Genomic DNA, 19434 nt, shown 5'->3' with positions numbered 1-19434 from the left:
CATCCCGTGACCGGTTTACGGGGAAGTATTGCCGGCGTGCGAGCCGACCGCCTGATGGCCATCCTCTTCCTGCTCCAGCAACGCGGGCAGGTGACAGCCGCCGAGGTCGCCCGGGAGTTCGAGATCTCCGAGCGCACCGCCCGCCGCGACCTCGACGCCCTGGCCATGGCCGGCGTGCCGGTGTACTCCACGCAGGGCCGGGGCGGCGGCTGGCGGCTGCTGGGCGGCGCCCGCACCGACCTGTCCGGGCTGACCGCGAACGAGGCCCGCGCCCTGTTCCTGGTCGCCGGCCCGGCCTCGGCGGCGACGCCGGCCGTGAAAGCGGCGCTGCGCAAACTCGTCCGTGCCCTGCCGGAGCCCTTCCGGGTATCCGCCGAGGCGGCAGCGTCGTCGTTCGTCCTGGACCCACCACGATGGGGGTCGAGCCGGGTCGAGCCCCGGCAGCCGCGCTTCCTCGACGAACTCCAGGACGCGGTGATCCACGGCGTCCAGGTGCGGCTCGGCTACGTCGACAGCTCAGGCGCCGAGACCGCGAGAACCGTCCACCCGCTCGGCATCGTCGCCAAGGGTCCGTCGTGGTACCTCGTCGCCGGCACCGGGGCCGGCCGGCGGACCTTCCGCATCGACCGCGTGACGTCCGCCGATCCGACCGGTGATCCCGTGGACCGGCCCGGGGACTTCGATCTCGCCCTGACCTGGCGCGAGATCGCCGACGAGATCGACCGCAGGCGGACGCCTCTCGAGATGCAGGCGGTGTGCGCGCCCGAGGGGCTGGCCACGCTCCGGATGATCCTCGGCGATCGGCTCGAGGTGGGCGGCTCCACGACCGACGGCCGCATCGAGGTCGTGATCCGCGGCCACAGCGAGTACGCCCTCGCCCACGAGCTCGCCGGACTTGTCGCATGGCTCGAGGTCACCGGCCCCGCGGGTGTGCGGGACCACCTGACCGCGATCGGCACCGCACTGGTCGAGCGTTACGGGCCCTGACAGTGGTGTGGCTCAGGACGTGCCCCGAGGCAGCATGACGACCTTGCCGGCGGCCCGGTTGTCCTCCATGTACTGGTGGGCCGCGGCGATGTCGTCCAGGCCGAAGACCCTGTCGACGTGAGGTTGGTAGACCCCGGTCTCGACCTCGCGGACGACCCGCTCGAGCACCGCCGCACCCGCGCTGCCCTTGGCGTCGTTGCTGTGGAAGGCCGTGAGCCGGGTTCCGGAGGGGATCATCGCGATCGGCTCGAAGTCCCGGATCAGCCATCCGCCGAGGGAGCCCGCCACGCAGACGGTCCCACCCCGGCGGACCAGCCGCAGCGAGTCGACGACCGTGCTCGCCCCGACGAGATCGAGCACGTGGCTCGGCCCGGCGGGCCACGGGGTGATCGGCGACCCGCCGTCATCAAGGAGGACGTGGTCGACGCCGGCCGCTCTCAGCGCCCCGGCCTTCTCGGGCCGGCGGGTCGTGGCCGCGATCTCCACGCCGTGGCCGTGCGCGATCGACGCGGCGGCCAGGCCGACGGACGAGGTACCGCCGCGGATCAGCAACGTCTCACCCGGGCGGATCCCCAGCGCGTCGAAGGCGCCCTGCGCGGTCAGGTACGTCTCCGGCAGCGCCGCCAGCACCTCCCAGGCAAGCGTGGTGGTCACCGGCATGAGCAGCGCGTCGGGAAGCAGCACGTACTCGGCATAACCGCCGTCGAACTCCCGCCCCATCTCGCCCATCACCGCCGCGACGGTCGTGCCCTCCGGCAGTGCGGGATCCGTCGAGGCCACCACGACGCCCACGCATTCGATCCCCAGCACCCGCGGGAAGCGCACGCCCGGCGAATGCCCTTGACGGGTACGCAACTCCGAACGATTGAGGCCCGCGCCCATCACCCGCACCAGGCTCCAGCCGTCCCGTACCGCCGGCACCGGAACGTCACGAATCTCCAGAACCTCGGGGCCACCCGCCCGTACGCAAACCGCCGCTCGCATCGTCGTTGTCATGCCCTGAACTGTCGTCACGCAGCCCTACGGCCGCCCACCGTTAGAATGCCAAGGTATGCCCGTGGCCCGCCAATCCCGGATCTGGCCGTCCGGCGGCATGCACCTCTGGTCGTCCGGTGCGACCAGCCCGGCGCACTCCCACCCACGCGGACATCTGGTGTACGCGGCCGGCGGCGTCCTCTCAGTGCACACCGAACGCGGCACCTGGATCGTTCCCGCCAACCGGATCGCCTGGATCCCGGCCCGGTCCACACACCACCACCGCGCGCACGGCGACACCGACATGCGGATCGTCTTCCTGCCACCTTCGCTCGCCCAGCTCGAGCCCGCTCATCCGGCGGTGTTCCTGGCCTCCGGCCTCGCCCGCGAGGTCCTGCTGACCCTCACCGGCACCCGGCACCTCACCACCGGTGCTCGCGCCCGCCTGCACCGGGTCCTGGTCGACGAGCTCCGCGAGGCGCACGAACAGCCCACCCACCTACCCGAGCCACGCGACGACCGGTTGCGGGCAATCGCTCGCATCCTGGACAGCAACCCCGCGGACACCAGCCCGCTGGCCGCGCTCGGCCGGGACGTCGGAGCCGGCGCCCGCACGCTCAGCCGCCTCTTCCACGACGAACTCGGTATGACGTTCTACGAGTGGCGCACCCAGCTGCGCATCTGTCACGCGCTCGTCCTGCTCGCCGAGGGCCACGACACGACCCGCGTCGCCCATGCGTGCGGATGGGCCAACCCGAGCGGCTTCATCGCCGCCTTCACCGCGATCGTGGGTACCACCCCCGGCCGCCATCGGCGAGCCCTCAGCAGGCCCTGACGAGCTCCCGCCGGGGTGTCAGTCCCACCAGAAGGACCAGAACGGTGCGTTGATGAGCTGAGTGGCGTACTTCTCCAGGGTTTCGGTGCCCTGCCAGACCCCGTCCGGGCAGAAGGCGAAATGCTCAGCCGCCACCCGCAAGGCCGTTTCCTGATCGCCAGGCGGAGCCGAAACGCTCAGATAGAGTTCGGCAAATCCCAGCCCGATCACGCGTACGCCGAAACGTTCCTCCCACGACCGCACCACCGCCGTCAGCGCCGCCGGCCCGGTGTAGTTGATCGCGCCCTGCCACCCGGCGACCGAGATCGCGTCGGCACCACGCCCCGCGGCGACCAGCCCGAGCCGCATCTTGCGATCGCTCGCCAGCAGCTCACCCGCCCACTGGTCCGCGTGGCTGTCCGGATCACGGCGCGGCTTGATCGGCGCGGCCAGGCCCGGCCACTGCTCGTACGGTGCCACCGCGACACCATCCCCGGCGTGCCCGGCCCACCAGGCACTGAGCACGGTCTCCGCGTCGAGAACACCCGGGTCCTCCGGCTCCAGCTCGCCGTCGTCCCACGGCCGTCGCGGCTCATCGCGCAGATGATCAAGCAGCAACGGCCACAACCCGGACCCACGCAGCGACGCCCACAACCCGGCGGGAGCCGGTCCGTCACTCACCCACAGCGCGGGCTGCTCGGCGTCACCCTCGTCCCCGTGCACCAGACGCCCGGGCGGCAACTCCACATCCAGTTCCGCCAGCGCGGCAGCAAGATCAGTCACCCGGAGAGTGTAGGCACCCCCGGCGCACAACCCGGTTGACGGGTTCGGCCACGATCGGTGATCGTGATCCGGTGATCGTGGTCCAGCGCGTGCTGACGGTATGGACGAAACGCTCCCGGGGCGCACCCGGAGCCGTGCCGCGCAATGCCGTGCCCGAGTCCTTCGACCTGCCTCCCGGCGTTCCCGTCCACGAGATCACCGCCCGCGAGGACGACAACTTCTCGACACGTCAAACCCTCAACCCTGCTGCGTGCGTACGCGCAGAGGTCGTCGACGGCCACCTCGCCGTCAGCGGAATCACCGACGTCTGGTGCCAGTGCTTCTCCGTCTTTCCCCGCCGCCCGGACAAGGTGAAACTGCGCCTGGAGCGGGGGCAGTGGGGTCGCTGGCGGGTCAACTTCCGCTACTGGGAGGACTTCGGCACCAGCGAGTGGCGCTACGAGAAGTGGTCGGTCAACGTCGCCTACCTGCCGGGCCTGCCACCCGCCGACCTGTTCCGGTCAACCACGCCTGACGTGGTCACCGACGAGTTGGTCAAGCTTTGGTGAAGCCCGGGGATATGGCCAATCCCCGGGCCTCGGTTTGCCACCGAATTGCACACACCAGCACATTTAAGGGCCTGGATCATTCGTCAGGACCGCGAGTTTTGCCATTAAACTACCGCCGCTCGAAGCGCGGCGGACCGGACTTGAACCGGCATTCGCTGTCATCGTCCGGGCCCGGTCGACCTGGTGATCGGTGGAAAATGCTGACGTTGGAGCGAGAATCTGAGTTTTACACCGGCTGCCTCTGCCAATTGGGCTACCCCCGCGTGGTGGTGCGGGGGGCGGGGATCGAACCCGCACTGGGACCGGCTCGGTCAGTTTCAGCCTCAGCTGTCAGCTTTGCGCCGCGAACGGCGCGCCCCCGCGCTCCCACGGGGGAATCTGTGACGGCTACCCTCGTTTCTCACCCGAAGAGATAGCCGAAGACGGCCGCGCCGACCCGCTGGTCGGTGGTCTCGGTGCCGTTGGCCTCCTCGCGAGCGAACTTCACCGCGGTCTGCAGCGCGACGACGCGGTCGAGGATCTCGTTGACCCGCTTGGCCGGCAGCGCGCCGGAGAACTTCACCGTGGTCCAGTAGCCGACGGTGATGTCCTCGTAGAACACCTCGACCTGCGCCGGGTGCTTGTCGGTGGCCTCGGCCTTGACGTGGTTGCGCGGGACCTTCTTGGTGCGGTTGGTGCGCACCGGCTCCGTGCGCCAGCTGTCGGTCGAGTCGTCGCGCACCCAGGACTCCGCGGCGTCGAGGACCGGCAGCTTCTTCACGAACGTGTGCAGGTCGACGAGCTGCTTCTCCATGAAGAGCAGGTAGGTCACCGGGACCTGGGCGGCGATGGTGCGCCCGTCGACGACCACGTCGGCGCGGGCCACGCAGTTGGTCCAGTCCTTCGTGGCCGTGACGTCGAAGAGCCGGGTCAAGGTGCTCGCGATGTCGTGCAGGATGTCCTCGGCCTTGATCTGCACCCGCGTCGACTCGGCGGGGAGCTGCTCCCCCTCCTCGTCCTTGGGCTGGTACGCCCGGGAGATGCCCGCGAGCGGGCCGGTCTTCTGCACGGCGTGGTGCGCCTCGCTCAGCTCGGCGAACGCCTTGCTCTTGACGCCTTTCTCCACCGCGATGATCTGGTTCAGTCTCGGCACGATGACCCCTTTCAGCGCGGACAACCTAGCAGCCACCGGCTCACCCGGACGACCCGTTTTCCAGGTTCCGGATCATGGCCCGCAGCGTAGCGATCGCATGCTCGTAGTCGCCGTCGCACAGCCCCGCCGTGGTCAGCTCGCGCATCTCACGGACCTCAACCGACAACAGCTCCCGGCCGGCATCGGTGAGCACGTAGACCTCACCGGCGCGGCCCGCGATCCCCCGCGTGACAAGCGGATCGAGGTGCGGCAGGACGTCCTCCCCGAACGGCGCGAGGGCCTCGTTCGCAGCCGCGAGCGTCGCCTGCCCACCGGCCAGTATGGACAGCAGTTGCCACTGCCTGCGCGTCACGTCGCGACGGCCGAGGGTCCGCGCGGGCGGGCCACGGCAACCCGGACGCCGCCCGGTTCCGGTTCCTCGACGCGCTCGACGACTCCCCCGCGGGTCTGCCGATCTCCCGGATCGCCGACGCCATCGGGGTGGACCGCCCGCGCGCCGGCAGGCTGACCACCGAACTGCTGGCGGAGGGTCTGGTCACTCGCGGGGCCGCGCCGGAGGACTCGCGGTACGCGCTCGTCGGCCTCACCACGCAGGGCCGGGAGCTCGTCGCCGCGATCAACGAGAACCGCCGCCGGGCCGTCGCAGCCGCCCTGACCGGCTTCGCCGCCGACGAATCCCGCACCTTGGCCACACTGCTCCACCGCTTCGTCGATGCCTGGCCCCGCAAGCCCTGAACCCGCAAGCCTTGAACCCGCGACGCCCGGCTTCCCGGCCGGCGGCAGGCGGCGGCAGGCCGGCGATCGGTCTTCGCCCGGGTCAGGAGCGGGTGAAGGTGTCGGTGCCGAGGACGGTGAGGAGGGCGAGTTTGTCGTGGCTGTCGGTGCCGGGGGTGGCGGTGAAGATGAGCAGGGACTGGCCCTGGTCGGGGTCGAGGAGGGTCTGGCAGTAGAGGTCGATGCGGCCGACCTCGGGGTGGACGAAGCGTTTGGCGTTGCTCCAGCGCAGGCCCACCTCCTGGCGGTCCCACAGCTCGGCGAACTCCTCGCTGCCGGTCCGCAGGGCGGTGACGAGGGAGGCGGCCGGCGAGCCGGGGCCCTGGGCGGTGGCGACGGCGCGCAGGACCGCGGCGTACACCCGGCTGTGCTGGTGGTGGTCCTCGGGCAGGTAGCGGTCGCGGGCGGCGGGGTCGGTGAACCAGCGGTAGAGGGCGCTGCGTGCCGGGCCGGTGTGGTGCGTCTCGTCGCCGAGCAGGGCCACGGCCGGCGGGGTCTGCTGCAGGGTCTCGCCGACCGGGCCGATGATCTCGGCGGGGGTGTCCTGGAGCCGGTCCATGACGCGCAGCAGGCCGGGGCTGATGTGCGCGTCGCGCAGCTGCCGTGGTTGCCGGCTGTGCCCGCACAGCAGGAACAGGTGGTCACGCTCGTCGGGGGTCAGGCGCAGGCCCCGGGCGATGGCCGCGGTCATCTGCTGCGACGGCTGGGATCCGCTGCCGCGTTCCAGGCGGGCCAGGTAGTCGGCCGACATGTCGCACAGCTCGGCGACCTCCTCACGGCGCAGGCCACTCGTACGCCGCCGGCTGCCCCGGCGCAACCCGACGTCCTCGGGTTGCAGGGACTGCCTGCGGCCGCGCAGGAAGGCAGCAAGGCCGTCGCGGTTCACCATCGGACCAGCCCCTCTCTTGTCCCACCCATCGTCCGGCAGGCGGGTCACCGTTAGCCACGCCCTGTCATTCAGCGGTTGAGCCGGCCCTTCATCCGAGCGTCCGCAACGTTTCCACTGGAGGCACACCCACCTGACGGAGGAGCTTGGCATGGCCACCTGGACCGCGGACGACCTGCAGGATCTGACCGGTACGACGGTGCTGATCACCGGCGCCGGCGGTGGCATCGGCGCGGTGACCGCCCGTGAGCTCGGCCGCGCCGGTGCCCGGGTGGTGCTGGCCGTGCGTGACGTCAGCAAGGCACGCAGAGCGATGGCCGGCCTTCCGGGCGACTTCAGCTTCCAGCACCTCGATGTCGCCGACCTGGATTCGGTACGCGCGTTCGCGCACTCGTACCCCGATGAGCTGGATGTCTTGATCAACAACGCCGGCGTGATGGACATCCCGGCGGCGCGCACCGCCCAGGGCCTGGACGTGCAGACCGCGACGAACTACTTCGGGCCGTTCCTGCTGACCGCCCTGCTGCTGCCCCGCCTGACCGACCGGGTCGTCACGGTGTCCAGCCAGCTGCACCGCTTCGGCAAACTCGACCTCGACGACCTCGACTGGCGCACCCGCAAGTACAACGGGCTGGCGGTCTACGAGGCGTCCAAGCTCGCCGTCGTCCTGTTCTCGCTGGAACTCCAGCGCCGCCTGACCGCTTCGGGCAGCCCGGTCCGCTCGATCGTCGCGCACCCGGGTGTCGCGCGGACCGGGCTGGTCAACCACTCCCCGCTGGGCCTCATCAACCGGTTGCCGTTCCTGGTCCAGGACGTCGAGCACGGGGCGCTGCCCCTGATGTACGCGGCGACGCAGGACGTCCCCGGCAATGCGTACGTCGGCCCGGACGGCCTGTTCAGCTTCACCGGATATCCGCTGATCCGTAAGCCCAGCCGGGCCGGCCAGGACGCGGCCACCGCGGAACGGTTGTGGCATGCGACCGCGGCTCTCATCGGAGCGGACGCCGTCGTCTGACTCAGGGTTGGCGTTCCGGCTTGTCGAAGGTGAGGGTCAGGGTGCTGCTGCAGGCGTCGGAGCTGCCCGCCCCGGCCTGCGGGTCGGGCGGCTTGTTTTCGCCGGTCCAGATCTTGACGGCTCGGAAGGGGTAGCCGTCCTGGTTTGCCGCCTCGGCTCGGAACACCACCGTCCGGCCGGTCCCGAGCTCGCGGTGGCCCGTCGCCGCGACGGCGGAGAAGTGCGCCCAGCACCCGCCCGGAACGTCCGGGCCGTCGAGCACGCCCCACCCTTCGTCGGCGTTCCAGCTGCGGACCGTCCCCACGCTCACCATCCCCCGATCATGCGCGATGCGGGCGGTCAGGTGGGTGGGCGGACGGATTGGGTGAGGTCCCATTCGTAACGGCGGCCGGCGGGGGCCGGGTCGTGCCAGGTGATCTGCCAGCCCTTGGCGTCGTCGAGGCGCTGCGGGGGTAGTGCGCTGCCGAATCCGCGGCGTTCCACGACGCTGGGGGATCTGGGGCCGTCGGGGAAATAGAATTTCACGGTGAGTTCGCTGAGGATCGATCTGTCGCCGTTTCCGGCGGGGAGCCGGTCATTCCAGATCAGGTAATCGAAGCCGTGGGCGCGCAGCGGGTCCCAGAGCCCGGCCGGACGATATCTGATCATCCATTCGAATTGTTCCGTGAGGCCCGGGTCGAAGACGAGCCAGGCGCGGGGACGATGATTGCGCGGCAGCGGGAGAACGCTTATGTTGCCGGCCGCGTCGCCGTCGAGACCGCAGGAGAATTCGAGATCCTCCAGGCTGGTGATGCGTTCCGTCTCGCTGGGCACGACGGGCCTGATGGCGCGCTGGGTGACCCTCGGTCTGGGGGTGGTGCGGCGGCGTTCGACGATGGTGTCGCCGGTCGCGTCGGCCCCGATGGTGACGGCCAGTTCGAGGGCCTCGGTGTAGATCGGGCCCTCCTGGTCGATGATCCGGTCGATCGCGTCGACGTAGTGCTGATGGCCGACCTGCAGGGTCGCCATGCGCTGGTTGGCCTCCTCCAGCTCGCGCTTGAGCTGGCCGCCGCGCCGCACGTAGTAGAACAGCGTGAACCGGACCACGAGGAACAGCAGGCAGGCAATGCCGACCATGGTGAGGATGAGGCGTCCGAGGCCGTTCGAGAAACCGGCGAGCTGGGCCACTCCGGCGGCCAGGCCGACCGCGAGGGCGGTGAAGTTGACGAATCCCTGGACGTTTTTCATGCCATTCAGCCCCCGAGCGCGTCCCTGACGATCAGCTCATACTGGAAACGCCTGCGCTCATTATGCCAAAAGCGTCATCGCGGACATGTCACTCCGCCGGGTGATTGCTCGATGATCGCGTTTCCCGCACCGTCGCAGTATCGACGCCTGCAGAGGGCATTGATCAGGAATTCATCGACCGGAAACGGGGCACCGATTCACGGAGCACGATCAGCGGTACACCGAATACGTACGGGCAGCCGGTTGTGATCTCACGGAACAGCACCGCATCCTTTGCCGGTAAATATTCGCCACTTTCATTGCAGAGGTCGATCGCCATGGATGCCGACGGGAACAACCATCTTGCCGGGGGCGGCCCCGGCGGGGAGGGCGGCAGCTTCGTGCGCCGGTTCCTCACATCGCCGACCGCCCTGCCGGAATCACTCGCACCGGCCACCCTGCTGACCATCTCGCTGGTGCTCTCGGTCGCCCTGGTCGGCCTCGCCACGATCGCCCTGGCCCCCTGACCGACCCTGCCAGCCGAGCGGGCCTGCCAGCCGAGCGGGCCTGCCAGCCGAGCGGGCCTGCCAGCCGAGCGGGCCTGCCAGCCGAGCGGGCCTGCCGGACTGAGCGCGAGGGTGCACGCCCCGGGCGGGTCGGAGCCGCTGAGGATCGCCACGGACGGACCGCTGCGAACCTCAACGGCTCCGGCGGGCCGAGCTACCGGTGGAGGTTTCCACCCTCGCCGCCCGGAATCGGTCGTGTCGCGACACCGCACACAGTGATCACTCCTTTCTCGGTTTTCCCACGGCCCCCAACGAGTCAGCGACCCGCCACGGTCGTGGACCAATCAGCTCGAATGTAGTCACCGAACGGTGTGATCACCGCGAACCGCGCGTGTTCCGTCACCTCGGCTTCCGTCACCTCGGCTTCCGTCACCTCCGCAGGGGACGGGCCGAGATGCCGTCCATGGCGAGGCTCACCAGGCGTTCCGCCTCGGCGGGGCCGGTCTTCTCGGCGGCCAGGGCGATCGCGTTGACCAGGGTGAGCAGGTCGGCGATGGAGACGTCCGGGCGTACGGTGCCCGCCTCGACCGCTCTGAGCCGCAGCTTCTCGCCTGCGGTGACCAGCATCGCGCCGCAGGACTCGCTCTGCTGCAGGGGCTCGGCCAGGAGGACCGCTGCCAGGCCACGAGCGGTCGCGGAGTACGCAGCGAGCTCGCGCAACCACGTCACCAGCGCCTCGTGCGGATCGGGCACCGACTCCAGCTCCCCGGCCCGCTCGCAGAGCTCCTCGGTGCGGCCGTGGAAGACCGCCCCCATCAACGCCCAGCGGTTCGGGAAGTGCCGGTGCAGGGTGGCGGAACCGACACCGGCGCGGCGGGCGATCTCCTCGAGGGAGGCCTCGGCGCCGTCACGGGCGACCGCCTCGGAGGCTGCCTCGACGATCCGGTCGTAGTTGCGCTGTGCGTCAGCTCTCATGGCACGCCCTGTTGGCAAAGTGGGGTGGTCCCCCATATCGTAGCCGGGCAGAAGCGGGGTGCCACCCCACTTATTGTCCAGGAGGAAACCATGTCCGTACTCGTCATCGGCGCGACCGGCAAACAGGGCGGCTCGACCGCTCGTGCCCTGCTCGCCCAGGGCACCTCCGTCCGGGCCCTGGTCCGCGATCCCAGGGCCGCAGCCGCCCAGGAACTCGCGAAACTCGGCGCTGAACTGGCGGTCGGTGACCTGGACGACCGGGCCACGCTGCTCGCCGCGGCGCGCGGCGTGGACGGCGTCTTCTCGATCCCGTACCCGGACGTGAACGACCTGGCCGGTGACGCCGAGGCGATCCGCGGGCGCAACCTCGTCGAGGCCGCCCGGGAGGCGGGGGTCACCCAGTTCGTGCACAGCAGCGTCTCCGGGGCGGGCGAGTTCCACCGCACCTCCCCCGGCTGGGCCGAGGGCCGCTGGGACCGCCACTACTGGGAGAGCAAGGCCGGGATCGACGAGCTCGTCCGCACCAGCGGCTTCGCGCGCTGGACCGTGCTCAAGCCCGCCACGTTCATGGAGAACTTCATCGGCTTCTCCTACCTGTTCGGCGACTGGGCCGCCACGGGCACGATCATCACGGGCTTCTCCGCCGGCACCCGCATCCCCCTGATCGCCGTCGACGACATCGGCGCCGCGGCCGCGACGGCGTTCGGAGGTGCCGGGACCCTCGACGGCGTCGACCTGGAGATGGCCGGCGACGTGCACACCATGACGGAGATCGCGGCCATCCTCACCGAGGAGACCGGCCGCAAGGTCGAAGCACCGGTGCTGACCAGCGACGAAGCCGTCGCACGGGGCATGCTGCCGTTCATGGTCAACGCCGTCGAACGCATGGACGTCGTCGGCAGCCCCGCCCACCCCGGCCTCCTGACCGAGCGGGGCCTGCAGGCGACGGACTTCCGCACGTGGTCCCGGAAATTCGCGAGCAACCTTTCCGGGCCCGCCGGCAACTAAGGGGTTGTCCGGCCGGCGACCACCGAGGGGCGCCGGCCGGGCCCGTACTCACCGGTCCGGGTTCAGGATGGCCATCTGCACGGCGTCCGCCCAGCCGTCCGGGGTGCGCAGAACCTCCCGCTGGATGCCCTCCACCTGGAACCCCGCCTTTTCGTAGACCCTTCGCGCGCGCGGGTTGAAGTCGAACACGTGCAGTTCGATGCGGTGGAGGGCGAGGGTGGTGAAGGCGTACGGGAGCAGGAGGCGCAGTGCCTCGGAGCCGAGCCCGCGGTCTCGGCCGGAAGGGCCGATCAGGGTGCGGAACGTGCAGTTCGCGTTGCGGATGTCGACCTCGTAGAGAACGACCTCACCGACCCATTGACCGGTCGCCCGGTCCTCGATGGCCAGGTCGAGCCGGTCGGGCTGGGTGTTGCGGGCGGCGTACCAGTCGCGGAGCTTCTGCTCGGCCGCCTCGTCCCAGGTGAGCGGTTCGCTGCCGGTGAGGCGGATGACTTCGAGATCCTGCAGGGCCGTGGCGATCGCCGGGTTGTCGTCCTCGCGGAACGGGCGCAGCACGACCCGGTCGCCGGTCAATGTCGGTTTGCGGGAGAAGTCGCCGGTCATTGCGCCAGGGTAGGGGGTGGCGCGGATGGGCAGGAGAGTGGCGCGTTCTGCCACTGTCGCGGGGGCCGCGGGACCGTAGCGTCGGAGGCGACAGAGGTGGACGCTTGCGAGGGGATACGACGATGGCCTGGTCAGTAGCGGATGTTCCCGGGCAGCACGGGCGCGTGGCGGTGGTGACCGGCGCGAACGGCGGGCTCGGGCTGGCCACCGCGCGGGTGCTTGCCGCGAAGGGGGCGCATGTGGTCATGGCGGCCCGGGACAGGGACAAGGCGGCGGCTGCGCGGGACGGCATCCGGGCGGCGTACCCGGGGGCTTCATTGGAGATCGTCGCTCTTGACCTGGGGTCGCTGGCGTCGGTCGAGCGGGCCGCCGGGGAGATCCTGGCCGGTCACGCGCGGATAGACCTGCTGATCACCAACGCCGGGGTGATGGCGGTGCCGCAGGGCACGACCGCCGACGGGTTCGAGACGCAGCTGGGCGTCAACCACCTGGGGCACTGGGCGCTGACCGCGCATCTGTTGCCGGCGCTGGTGCGCACCCGCGACGCCCGGGTGGTGACGCTGACCAGCAGCGCGCAGCACATGGGGCATCCGCTCGACGGCTACCCGCGGCGCGGTTACTCACCAGGGGGCGCCTATGACGACTCCAAGCTCGCGAACCGGCACTTCGCGCAGGGGCTCGACCGCCGGTTCCGGGCCGCCGGGGTGTCCGCCCGCGCGCTGACCGCCCACCCGGGGTTCACCAACTCGGACCTGTTCGACACGTCCAGCGCGGCCGGTGCCGCCGGGCTGCGCGGCACGATCCTGCGGCAGATCACCCGCGCGGTCGGCATGCCCGTCGAGCAAGGGGTGCTGAGCCAGCTGCGTGCCGCGACCGACCCCCGGGCCGAGGGCGGCACGATGTACGGCCCGCGCTGGACGGCCACCGGTGCGCCGGTCCGGCGGCCGCTGATCCGGCCGGGCGCCGACCGGGCGATCCGCGTGCTGTGGCAGCTGTCGCGCGACCTCACCGGCCTCGACGTCGACGTGGCCCGGGCGCTCGCGCAGGCAGGGACCACGAGCCGCCCGTGACCCCGGCCCGGTTCACGCTCAGCGCGGCGACCGCCGCGATGTTCGCCGACGTCGGCATCCCCGCCGCGCCGGTGCTGCGGGCGGCGGGGCTGCCCGAGGACCTGTTCCTGCACGGCCCGGCCGCGCTCACCCCGCAGCAGTTCTACCGGTGCTGGACCGCGATGGAGGAGCTCGCCGGCGACCCGGCGATCGGGCCCCGGCTGGCCGCCCGGATGAGCACGGAGACGTTCCAGCCCCCGATCTTCGCCGCCCTGTGCAGCGCCGACCTGTGCGGCGCCGCGGAACGGATCGCCCTGTACAAGCGGCTCCTCGGCCCGCAGCAGCTGACGCTCACCGACGACCTGACCCTCACGATGCACTGGCCGGCGGAGCCACCACCCCCGCCCGGTCTCGTCGCGTACGAGCTGGCTTTCTGGGTGGCCCTCGCCCGCCTCGGCACCCGTACCCGGATCACTCCGGCCCGGATCCTCATGCCGGACCCGCCCCGCGGCCCGGCCGCCGACGCCTGGCGGGACTACCTCGGCGTCCCGTTCGCCCCGGGCGCGGCCCCGGCCGTCGTGTTCACCGCCGCCGACGCCCGGCGCCCGTTCCTGACCTCGAACGCCGAGATGTGGCAGCTCCTCGAGCCCGATCTGCGCCGCCGCCTCGCCGACCTCGACCGGGCCGAGTCCACGACCGAACGGGTCCGCGCGGCCCTCATCGAGCTTCTCCCCGCGGGCCGGGGCACGGCCGGTGGCGTCGCCCGCCGCCTCGCGCTGAGCGACCGGACCCTGCAGCGACGCCTCGCCGGCGAGCACACCACCTTCCAGGCCGTCCTCGAACACACCCGGAGCACCCTGGCCCGCGGCTACCTCAGCCGCCCGGACGTCTCGGTCCCGGAGGTCGCGCTGCTGCTCGGTTATGACGAGCCCAGCTCCTTCTACCGGGCCTTCCGCCGCTGGTCGGGCACCACTCCCCAGCGGTCCCGGGCGGCGAGCTGACCCTGAGCGGCGGGGGTGCTCACGAGCGGGGGCGCAGCAGGGTGATGCGGCTCGCGCCGAGCTCCGTCACGTAGAGGTTGCCGGTGGCGGTGTCCTGGGCGATGTCGAGGGGCTGGCTGAAACCCGTGAAACCGGTGATGCCGGTGGTTCGGTTGCTCAGCGCGCCCGAGGGTGCGACGTCGAAGGTCTCGATGTCCTGGCCGGAGGAGTAGCGGACCACGAGGAGTTTGCCGTCGAGGGCGCCGCCGCGGTATTCGAGGGCACCGTTCGCGGAGGCGTGCAGGCCGGCGTCGTACGTGCCGGCCAGGTCGAAGTTCGGGTCCGGCCGGGTGCCGGCGGGGTAGGCAGGGACCTCGAAGGGGTCCACGGTGGAGGACGGGTTGCCGCCGGCGAGGACCCATTCGCAGCGCGCCGGGTTCGGGTGACCGTAATAGCGGCCCGGTCTCACGTCGAAGACGTAGTCCGTCTCCGCCGTCGGGACGGCGGTCAGCGCGGGAACCACCGGGGCGGTGTAGCCGCGGCGTGCACAGGCCGCCGGGAGCGGGGACGGCGTCGCGGGAGTGTTGCCGCCGGCGGCCGAGCCGTTCGTCGGGGCGTAGAGGTGGCCGTTGCGGTGCCACACCAGGTCGTACGCGTTGCGCACCCCGGTGGCGTGGAGGGTGAGCGGCGCACCCGCGGCGTACGGGTCATACGTGGACGAGACGTCCAGGGGTGACGTGCCGAGCAGGCTGGTGTCGAGGCGGAGGACCGCCGCGCTGAGCAGGCGTTCCGGGCGGTTGCCCCAGGTCGCGTCCGCGCCGCCCATCGCGTTGTTCGCACCCTGCGAGACATACAGCGCGCCGTCCGGCCCGAACGCGAGCGAGTTCGTCTCATGGTCCTTCACCGAGCGGGGCAGGCCGACCACCATGGGCGTGTAGACGCCGTCGTGGATCCGGCCGATGCGCCCCGAGAAGTCCGGAACGTTCAGCGGGCCGACGTACTCGTAGTTATCGGTCACCCACAGATCGCCGGCCGGGTCGAACGCCATGCCGATGACCGTGCGCGCGGGTGCACCCGCCAGGCCCAGCGCTGTCGCGTTGTCGCGGACCGCGGTGCTCACTGTCGCGATGCCGAGCGTGCCGTCCGCGGCGATCGGATAGCGGAAGACACGGCCGTCGAGGCTTCCCGCGTACAAATAGTTGTCAGGTCCTTTGACCACCGTCGTGAAGGACGCCCCCGTCGCGACGCCGACCACCTTGTCGAAGGCCGCAGGGCCGCCGGGGCCGTCACCGCTGCCGGTGGTGAAGACGATCGAATGCGGTTGGAACGCTCTGCCGCGCACGTCCCGCACGCCCGAGGTAACACTGAATCGGTACGCCGTGAGCGGCGCGAGCGCAGCCGTGGGCGACAGGTTCACCACGTCCCCACCGCCGCTGGTGATGACGTTCGCGGCCACCGGGGCACCGTCGCTCACCCGCGTCAGCGTGACGGTCGACGAGCTGAGCGTCGCCGCGTCGACACCCCCGTCGGGCAGGACCAGGTCTTCCACCACGCTTCCATTCACGGGTACGCCCACCGCGCCGTTCGCCGGCGTACTGGTCCGCACTCCCGGGGCACTGGCCGCGGCGGCGATGTCCACATAGTTGAGTTTGGTGTTGACGCCGCCCGCAGCGCTGAGCGTCAGCCGCCCGTCGGTGACGGTGACCGTCCGGGTGGCCGTCGCGTGCCTGGTGCCGGCGGTGGGCACGAAGGCGGCGACCGCGTTCTGGTCCTCGACGCTCAGCCAGTGGTTGCTGTCCACGGCCGTCCCGGCGTCACCCACAGCTGCGGTCACCGTGTACGCACCGTTCGGCACCGCCGCCTCCCAGCTACCGGGCGTGTTCGCCGGAAGCTGCAGGTGCATGAGCGTCGCCAGGCGGATGTCGGCCTGCCCCGCCGCCGGGTTCCGGTTCCGGCCGTTGGCGGTCAGGCTCAACGGCGCCGACGTCCCGGCGGCGACCCAGCCGTAGCCGCGCGGGTCCGTGTAGGGGTCCCCGGCGTCCCGCACGTAACCGGCCGGCGGTGCGGTCGCCGGGTCCGAGAAGTTGACCTTCAGCGCGTACGCCGGGGAGATCTCCAGGTAGTTGAGCTTCGTATTCGTCCCACCGACCGCGTCGACGGTCAGCCGGCCGTCGCTCACCGGCACTGTCACGGTCGCCGTCCGGAACTCCGTCGTCGCGCTGCCCACGAAGCCCATCACCGCCGGGTAACCCTCGACGCGGACGGCGTGCGAACTGTCGTACGCGGGCTGGTCACCCACGGACACCGTCACCCTGTAGAGGCCGTTGGGCAGGACGTACTCCCAGGCACCGGCGGTGAGTACGCCGCTGGTGCCGCCGACATCGCCGTACTGAAGATGGATCAGCGTGTTGAGCCGGGCGTCGATCCCCGCACGTGCCCGGTCCCGCGTGTTCCGGCTCAGATCGAGCGGCGTCTGCGAACCCTGCACCACCCAGCCCGACCCGCGCGCCGCGGTGAACGCCGCGCCGGAATCAGCGGTGTATCCCGCGGGTACGGCCGAGGTCGCCGGCTGGAAGTTCACCCGCGCGAGCGGTGCGGGCTCGGCGGCAGCGGCCTGACTTGCGGGTGTCAGGACGGCGAACGGCACGAGGAGGACGGCAACGGCCAGTGCGGGGCGAAGTCTCACCCGGTCAAGCAATCACGCGCCCCGGCACGGCGGCCCTGTCAGGAATCCGCCGCAGACGGTATCCGCAGCTCACGGCGTTGATGCGATTCGTCGTAACCAGGACGATCAGCGGGAACGGCTAACGCCACCGCAATCGGGAATGCCGGACGAGTACCCGGTTACGCGGAGATCAGCGGTGGCGGCGGGCGATGGCGTAGAGGTCTCGGGCCGGGCCGATCAGCTGGTCGCCCGAGGGCCAGATCGCGCGCAGCCGCCGCTGCAGCGGCACCGCAGACGGGACCGTGACCAGCGTTCCCGCGGCGAGCTCGGCCGTCACCGCCAGGGAGCTGAGCACCGCGGCGCCCGAGCCCGCCGCCACCGCGTGCTTGATCGCCGTGGTCGACGACAGCTCCAGGAGCGGTGCCGTGGTCCGGCCGCCCAGTGCCTGTTCGAAGGCGCGGCGGGTGCCCGAGCCGGCCTCGCGGGACACCAGGGGCGTTGCGGCCAGCTCCTCGGCGGTGACGCCACGGCGGCGGCGGGACCACGGGTGGCCGGGGGCGACCACGACGGCCAGGCGGTCGGTGGCGACGACCTCGGCGTGCAGGCCGGTGGGGAGGTCCGGGCCTTCGACGAAGCCGAGGTTCACGTCGGCGGCCAGGACGGCGGCGGCCACGTCGGCGGAGTTCGCCGCGCGCAGGGTCACGGTCAGGCCGGGGTGGGCGGTGCGGAGGGCGACCAGCCAGGCCGGGAGGAGGTATTCCGCGACGGTCTGGCTGGCCGCCACGGCGAGGCGGCTCTCGTGGGTCGCGCGCAGGGCCGTGACGCCCGTGGCGAGGGCGTCGGCGGCGTCGACGGCGGTGCGGGCCCAGTCGGCGACCAGTGCTCCCGTCGCGGTCAGCGTGGAGCCGCGCGGGGTGCGGTGGAGCAGGGTCAGGCCGAGGCGGCGTTCGAGCTCGCGCAGGCGGGCGCTGGCGGCGGGCTGGGAGATGGTGTGCGCGGCGGCTGCCCGGCCCACGCTGCCCAGCCGGGCGACGCTCAGCAGCAGTTCAAAGGCGGTGAGGTCGGCGAAGACCGGCGGCAGGGGCATAACCGTAGCCTATGACCTCAGGCGCGCTGTCCGCCTACCGGCCCCGCCGCGATGGCCGCAGGCTGAGAGCATGTTCGGACCCAACTGGTACGCCACCGTCATGGGCACCGGGATCGTCGCCACGGCGGCTGCGACCCTGCCCGTACGCATAGCAGGCCTGCACTCCCTCGCCACGGTCGTGTGGGCGTTGTCCGCCGCTCTGCTCGTCGCGGTCCTGGCCGTGACCCTGCGCAACGGCACCAGCCACTCCGGCGATCCCGTGCTCGTGCAGTTCTGGGGCGCGCCTCCGATGGCGTTGCTGACCGTCGGTGCGGGCACCCTGCTGCTCGGCCGGGACTGGATCGGGCTGCCCGCGGCCGTCACCGTCGACCTGGCGCTCTGGGGCACCGGCACGGTCCTCGGGCTGATCGTCGCGGTCGCCGTCCCGTACCGGATGATGACCGGGCAGCCGGCCGGCCCCGGCGCCGCGTTCGGTGGCTGGCTGATGCCGGTCGTCCCGCCGATGGTCTCGGCGTCGACCGGGGCGCTGCTCGTGCCGCACGTGGACTTCCCCCGCGAACTCCTGCTGGGCTGCTACGCGCTGGCCGGCATCAGCCTGTTCGCCGCGATCATGGTCATCACCCAGATCTGGGCCCGATTGGTACGCCACCCCGATGGCGCAGCACGTATGGTCCCGACGTTGTGGATCGTCCTCGGCCCGCTCGGGCAGTCGGTGACGGCGTTCCATCTGCTCGCGCGGGCGGCTCCCGGGGTGCTCCCCGAGCCTTATGCGACGGGCGCGGGCGTGATCGCGCTGCTGTACGGCGTACCCACCCTGGGCTTCGCTCTGTTCTGGACGGCTCTGGCGGGCGCGATCACCGTGCGCACCGCCCGCGCCGGCCTGCCTTTCTCCCTGACCTGGTGGAGCTTCACCTTCCCGCTCGGCACGGTCGTCACCGCCACCAGCGCCCTGGCGGTCCGCTCCGGCTCCCCGGCCCTCACTGCCCTGGCAATCGTCATGTACGCCGTCCTTGTCATCGCCTGGCTCACCGTCACCGCCCGGACGGCCCGCGGGGTCCGCACCGGCGATCTGTGGAGATCATCTCCATCGCCGTTGCCAGTGCGCGCAGGGCGGCCTTGAGCTCGTCGGCCTCGACTTCGCTCCTCCCACAACTCCAGGAACTGCCTCACCACCCAGGCCCGGCTCCCGAACGAATCACTCAACGTCTCGATCCCGCGGCACAGATTGCCATCAGCCGCAGGCTCTGCTGAACACGCCCAGACCGTGCCGTCCCACTCGAACTTCCACGCCCTCATACCGCAGACCCCACATCCTGTGTCCGAGGATCATCGGCCGATCTCGCGGACAGGCTTTCTGCCATCGAGCTTCGTGACGACGCCACGTTCACGGCCTATGGGCTCACCGACGACGAGATCACTGAGCTCCGCCGATGGTTCCTGG

General features: G+C 71.2%; 21 protein-coding genes and 2 pseudogenes. 10 read left to right on the top strand and 13 right to left on the bottom strand.

The genetic code is table 11. The features are described from left to right. Window positions 1–36: 36 nt before the first annotated feature. Window positions 37–987 (top strand): helix-turn-helix transcriptional regulator, encoded by a 951-nt coding sequence (locus Aco04nite_RS36880; RefSeq protein ID WP_244876569.1) that lies wholly within the window; start codon window positions 37–39, stop codon window positions 985–987. 12 nt (window positions 988–999) lie between these two features. On the opposite strand, the gene Aco04nite_RS36875 is transcribed toward Aco04nite_RS36880, so the two are convergent. Next, window positions 1000–1983, bottom strand: a complete 984-nt coding sequence (locus Aco04nite_RS36875) for a zinc-binding dehydrogenase (RefSeq protein WP_213001867.1) — start codon at window positions 1981–1983, stop codon at window positions 1000–1002. 55 nt (window positions 1984–2038) lie between these two features. Here Aco04nite_RS36875 and Aco04nite_RS36870 point away from each other — a divergent pair, with 55 nt between their 5' ends. Then, window positions 2039–2797 (top strand): AraC family transcriptional regulator, encoded by a 759-nt coding sequence (locus Aco04nite_RS36870; RefSeq protein WP_213001866.1) that lies wholly within the window; start codon window positions 2039–2041, stop codon window positions 2795–2797. An 18-nt stretch (window positions 2798–2815) separates the two neighbouring features. Here Aco04nite_RS36870 and Aco04nite_RS36865 read toward each other — a convergent pair whose 3' ends face one another. Next, window positions 2816–3559, bottom strand: a complete 744-nt coding sequence (locus Aco04nite_RS36865) for a DUF4253 domain-containing protein (protein WP_213001865.1) — start codon at window positions 3557–3559, stop codon at window positions 2816–2818. Between the two features lie 71 nt (window positions 3560–3630). On the opposite strand from Aco04nite_RS36865, the gene Aco04nite_RS36860 reads away from it, so the two are divergent. Next, window positions 3631–4107, top strand: coding sequence for a hypothetical protein (locus Aco04nite_RS36860; protein WP_213001864.1), 477 nt, complete (start codon window positions 3631–3633; stop codon window positions 4105–4107). A gap of 267 nt (window positions 4108–4374) precedes the next feature. Here the strand turns inward: Aco04nite_RS36860 and Aco04nite_RS36855 are convergent. The 3 genes and pseudogenes from Aco04nite_RS36855 to Aco04nite_RS36845 form a co-directional block, all read right to left on the bottom strand. After that, window positions 4375–4469, bottom strand: a pseudogene (locus Aco04nite_RS36855). 38 nt (window positions 4470–4507) lie between these two features. Further along, window positions 4508–5239: a DUF7873 family protein gene (locus Aco04nite_RS36850; protein WP_203841249.1), complete on the bottom strand. Its 732-nt coding sequence runs from the start codon at window positions 5237–5239 to the stop codon at window positions 4508–4510. A gap of 40 nt (window positions 5240–5279) precedes the next feature. Further along, on the bottom strand, window positions 5280–5591 hold the full coding sequence (locus tag Aco04nite_RS36845) for a helix-turn-helix domain-containing protein (RefSeq protein ID WP_213001863.1): 312 nt from the start codon (window positions 5589–5591) through the stop codon (window positions 5280–5282). 62 nt (window positions 5592–5653) lie between these two features. On the opposite strand from Aco04nite_RS36845, the pseudogene Aco04nite_RS36840 reads away from it, so the two are divergent. After that, window positions 5654–5974, top strand: a pseudogene (locus tag Aco04nite_RS36840) (MarR family winged helix-turn-helix transcriptional regulator); the annotation flags it as partial. 82 nt (window positions 5975–6056) lie between these two features. Here the strand turns inward: Aco04nite_RS36840 and Aco04nite_RS36835 are convergent. Continuing rightward, entirely contained in the window at window positions 6057–6902 is an 846-nt protein-coding gene (locus Aco04nite_RS36835) for a helix-turn-helix transcriptional regulator (protein ID WP_213001862.1), read from the bottom strand. Between the two features lie 148 nt (window positions 6903–7050). Here Aco04nite_RS36835 and Aco04nite_RS36830 point away from each other — a divergent pair, with 148 nt between their 5' ends. After that, a complete protein-coding gene (locus tag Aco04nite_RS36830; RefSeq protein ID WP_244876568.1) occupies window positions 7051–7914 on the top strand; it encodes an SDR family NAD(P)-dependent oxidoreductase in 864 nt (287 codons plus the stop codon). A gap of 1 nt (window position 7915) precedes the next feature. Here the strand turns inward: Aco04nite_RS36830 and Aco04nite_RS36825 are convergent, their stop codons facing one another. From Aco04nite_RS36825 to Aco04nite_RS36815, 3 genes are all read right to left on the bottom strand, one after another. Continuing rightward, window positions 7916–8227 (bottom strand): cold-shock protein, encoded by a 312-nt coding sequence (locus Aco04nite_RS36825; RefSeq protein WP_213001861.1) that lies wholly within the window; start codon window positions 8225–8227, stop codon window positions 7916–7918. 26 nt (window positions 8228–8253) lie between these two features. Further along, window positions 8254–9141: a hypothetical protein gene (locus Aco04nite_RS36820; protein ID WP_213001860.1), complete on the bottom strand. Its 888-nt coding sequence runs from the start codon at window positions 9139–9141 to the stop codon at window positions 8254–8256. Between the two features lie 163 nt (window positions 9142–9304). After that, window positions 9305–9460 carry a hypothetical protein gene (locus Aco04nite_RS36815; protein WP_213001859.1) on the bottom strand — a complete coding sequence of 52 codons (156 nt, stop codon included), beginning with the start codon at window positions 9458–9460 and terminating at the stop codon, window positions 9305–9307. On the opposite strand from Aco04nite_RS36815, the gene Aco04nite_RS36810 reads away from it, so the two are divergent. Further along, window positions 9459–9647: a hypothetical protein gene (locus Aco04nite_RS36810; RefSeq protein WP_213001858.1), complete on the top strand. Its 189-nt coding sequence runs from the start codon at window positions 9459–9461 to the stop codon at window positions 9645–9647. The genes Aco04nite_RS36815 and Aco04nite_RS36810 overlap by 2 nt on opposite strands. Window positions 9648–10055: 408 nt before the next feature. Here Aco04nite_RS36810 and Aco04nite_RS36805 read toward each other — a convergent pair whose 3' ends face one another. Continuing rightward, window positions 10056–10601 (bottom strand): TetR/AcrR family transcriptional regulator, encoded by a 546-nt coding sequence (locus Aco04nite_RS36805; protein ID WP_213001857.1) that lies wholly within the window; start codon window positions 10599–10601, stop codon window positions 10056–10058. Window positions 10602–10691: 90 nt separating this feature from the next. On the opposite strand from Aco04nite_RS36805, the gene Aco04nite_RS36800 reads away from it, so the two are divergent. Next, window positions 10692–11609, top strand: coding sequence for an NmrA/HSCARG family protein (locus tag Aco04nite_RS36800; protein WP_213001856.1), 918 nt, complete (start codon window positions 10692–10694; stop codon window positions 11607–11609). A 48-nt stretch (window positions 11610–11657) separates the two neighbouring features. On the opposite strand, the gene Aco04nite_RS36795 is transcribed toward Aco04nite_RS36800, so the two are convergent. Next, window positions 11658–12212 (bottom strand): GNAT family N-acetyltransferase, encoded by a 555-nt coding sequence (locus tag Aco04nite_RS36795; RefSeq protein ID WP_213001855.1) that lies wholly within the window; start codon window positions 12210–12212, stop codon window positions 11658–11660. 122 nt (window positions 12213–12334) lie between these two features. Between Aco04nite_RS36795 and Aco04nite_RS36790 the strand changes: the two genes are divergently transcribed. Both Aco04nite_RS36790 and Aco04nite_RS36785 read left to right on the top strand, forming a co-directional pair. Further along, the gene (locus Aco04nite_RS36790; protein WP_213001854.1) at window positions 12335–13282 is read left to right on the top strand and encodes an oxidoreductase; all 948 of its coding nucleotides are present in this window, start codon (window positions 12335–12337) and stop codon (window positions 13280–13282) included. Continuing rightward, window positions 13279–14262, top strand: a complete 984-nt coding sequence (locus Aco04nite_RS36785; protein WP_244876567.1) for a helix-turn-helix transcriptional regulator — start codon at window positions 13279–13281, stop codon at window positions 14260–14262. The genes Aco04nite_RS36790 and Aco04nite_RS36785 overlap by 4 nt, the downstream gene beginning before the upstream one ends. 19 nt (window positions 14263–14281) lie before the next feature. Here Aco04nite_RS36785 and Aco04nite_RS36780 read toward each other — a convergent pair whose 3' ends face one another. Together Aco04nite_RS36780 and Aco04nite_RS36775 are read right to left on the bottom strand one after the other, a co-directional pair. Continuing rightward, window positions 14282–16927 (bottom strand): PQQ-dependent sugar dehydrogenase, encoded by a 2646-nt coding sequence (locus tag Aco04nite_RS36780; protein WP_244876566.1) that lies wholly within the window; start codon window positions 16925–16927, stop codon window positions 14282–14284. A 169-nt stretch (window positions 16928–17096) separates the two neighbouring features. Next, entirely contained in the window at window positions 17097–17993 is an 897-nt protein-coding gene (locus Aco04nite_RS36775; RefSeq protein ID WP_213001853.1) for a LysR family transcriptional regulator, read from the bottom strand. Window positions 17994–18063: 70 nt separating this feature from the next. On the opposite strand from Aco04nite_RS36775, the gene Aco04nite_RS36770 reads away from it, so the two are divergent. After that, a complete protein-coding gene (locus Aco04nite_RS36770) occupies window positions 18064–19113 on the top strand; it encodes a TDT family transporter (RefSeq protein ID WP_213001852.1) in 1050 nt (349 codons plus the stop codon). Window positions 19114–19434: the final 321 nt, after the last annotated feature.

Source organism: Winogradskya consettensis (assembly GCF_018332715.1).
In the GTDB taxonomy this organism is placed as follows: Bacteria; Actinomycetota; Actinomycetes; order Mycobacteriales; family Micromonosporaceae; genus Actinoplanes; species Actinoplanes consettensis.
Note: the sequence above shows the minus strand (reverse complement) of the source record. Positions and strands in the feature narration are given on the sequence as shown.

Excerpts from the sequence above, each read along its gene's own strand:
- Aco04nite_RS36875 (WP_213001867.1), bottom strand. The coding sequence starts at position 1,983 with ATGACAACGACGATGCGAGCGGCGGTTTGCGTACGGGCGGGTGGCCCC.
- Aco04nite_RS36870 (WP_213001866.1), top strand. The coding sequence starts at position 2,039 with ATGCCCGTGGCCCGCCAATCCCGGATCTGGCCGTCCGGCGGCATGCAC.
- Aco04nite_RS36835 (WP_213001862.1), bottom strand. The coding sequence starts at position 6,902 with ATGGTGAACCGCGACGGCCTTGCTGCCTTCCTGCGCGGCCGCAGGCAG.
- Aco04nite_RS36830 (WP_244876568.1), top strand. The coding sequence starts at position 7,051 with ATGGCCACCTGGACCGCGGACGACCTGCAGGATCTGACCGGTACGACG.
- Aco04nite_RS36825 (WP_213001861.1), bottom strand. The coding sequence starts at position 8,227 with ATGGTGAGCGTGGGGACGGTCCGCAGCTGGAACGCCGACGAAGGGTGG.
- Aco04nite_RS36820 (WP_213001860.1), bottom strand. The coding sequence starts at position 9,141 with ATGAAAAACGTCCAGGGATTCGTCAACTTCACCGCCCTCGCGGTCGGC.
- Aco04nite_RS36810 (WP_213001858.1), top strand. The coding sequence starts at position 9,459 with ATGGATGCCGACGGGAACAACCATCTTGCCGGGGGCGGCCCCGGCGGG.
- Aco04nite_RS36815 (WP_213001859.1), bottom strand. The coding sequence starts at position 9,460 with ATGGCGATCGACCTCTGCAATGAAAGTGGCGAATATTTACCGGCAAAG.
- Aco04nite_RS36805 (WP_213001857.1), bottom strand. The coding sequence starts at position 10,601 with ATGAGAGCTGACGCACAGCGCAACTACGACCGGATCGTCGAGGCAGCC.
- Aco04nite_RS36800 (WP_213001856.1), top strand. The coding sequence starts at position 10,692 with ATGTCCGTACTCGTCATCGGCGCGACCGGCAAACAGGGCGGCTCGACC.
- Aco04nite_RS36795 (WP_213001855.1), bottom strand. The coding sequence starts at position 12,212 with ATGACCGGCGACTTCTCCCGCAAACCGACATTGACCGGCGACCGGGTC.
- Aco04nite_RS36790 (WP_213001854.1), top strand. The coding sequence starts at position 12,335 with ATGGCCTGGTCAGTAGCGGATGTTCCCGGGCAGCACGGGCGCGTGGCG.
- Aco04nite_RS36775 (WP_213001853.1), bottom strand. The coding sequence starts at position 17,993 with ATGCCCCTGCCGCCGGTCTTCGCCGACCTCACCGCCTTTGAACTGCTG.
- Aco04nite_RS36770 (WP_213001852.1), top strand. The coding sequence starts at position 18,064 with ATGTTCGGACCCAACTGGTACGCCACCGTCATGGGCACCGGGATCGTC.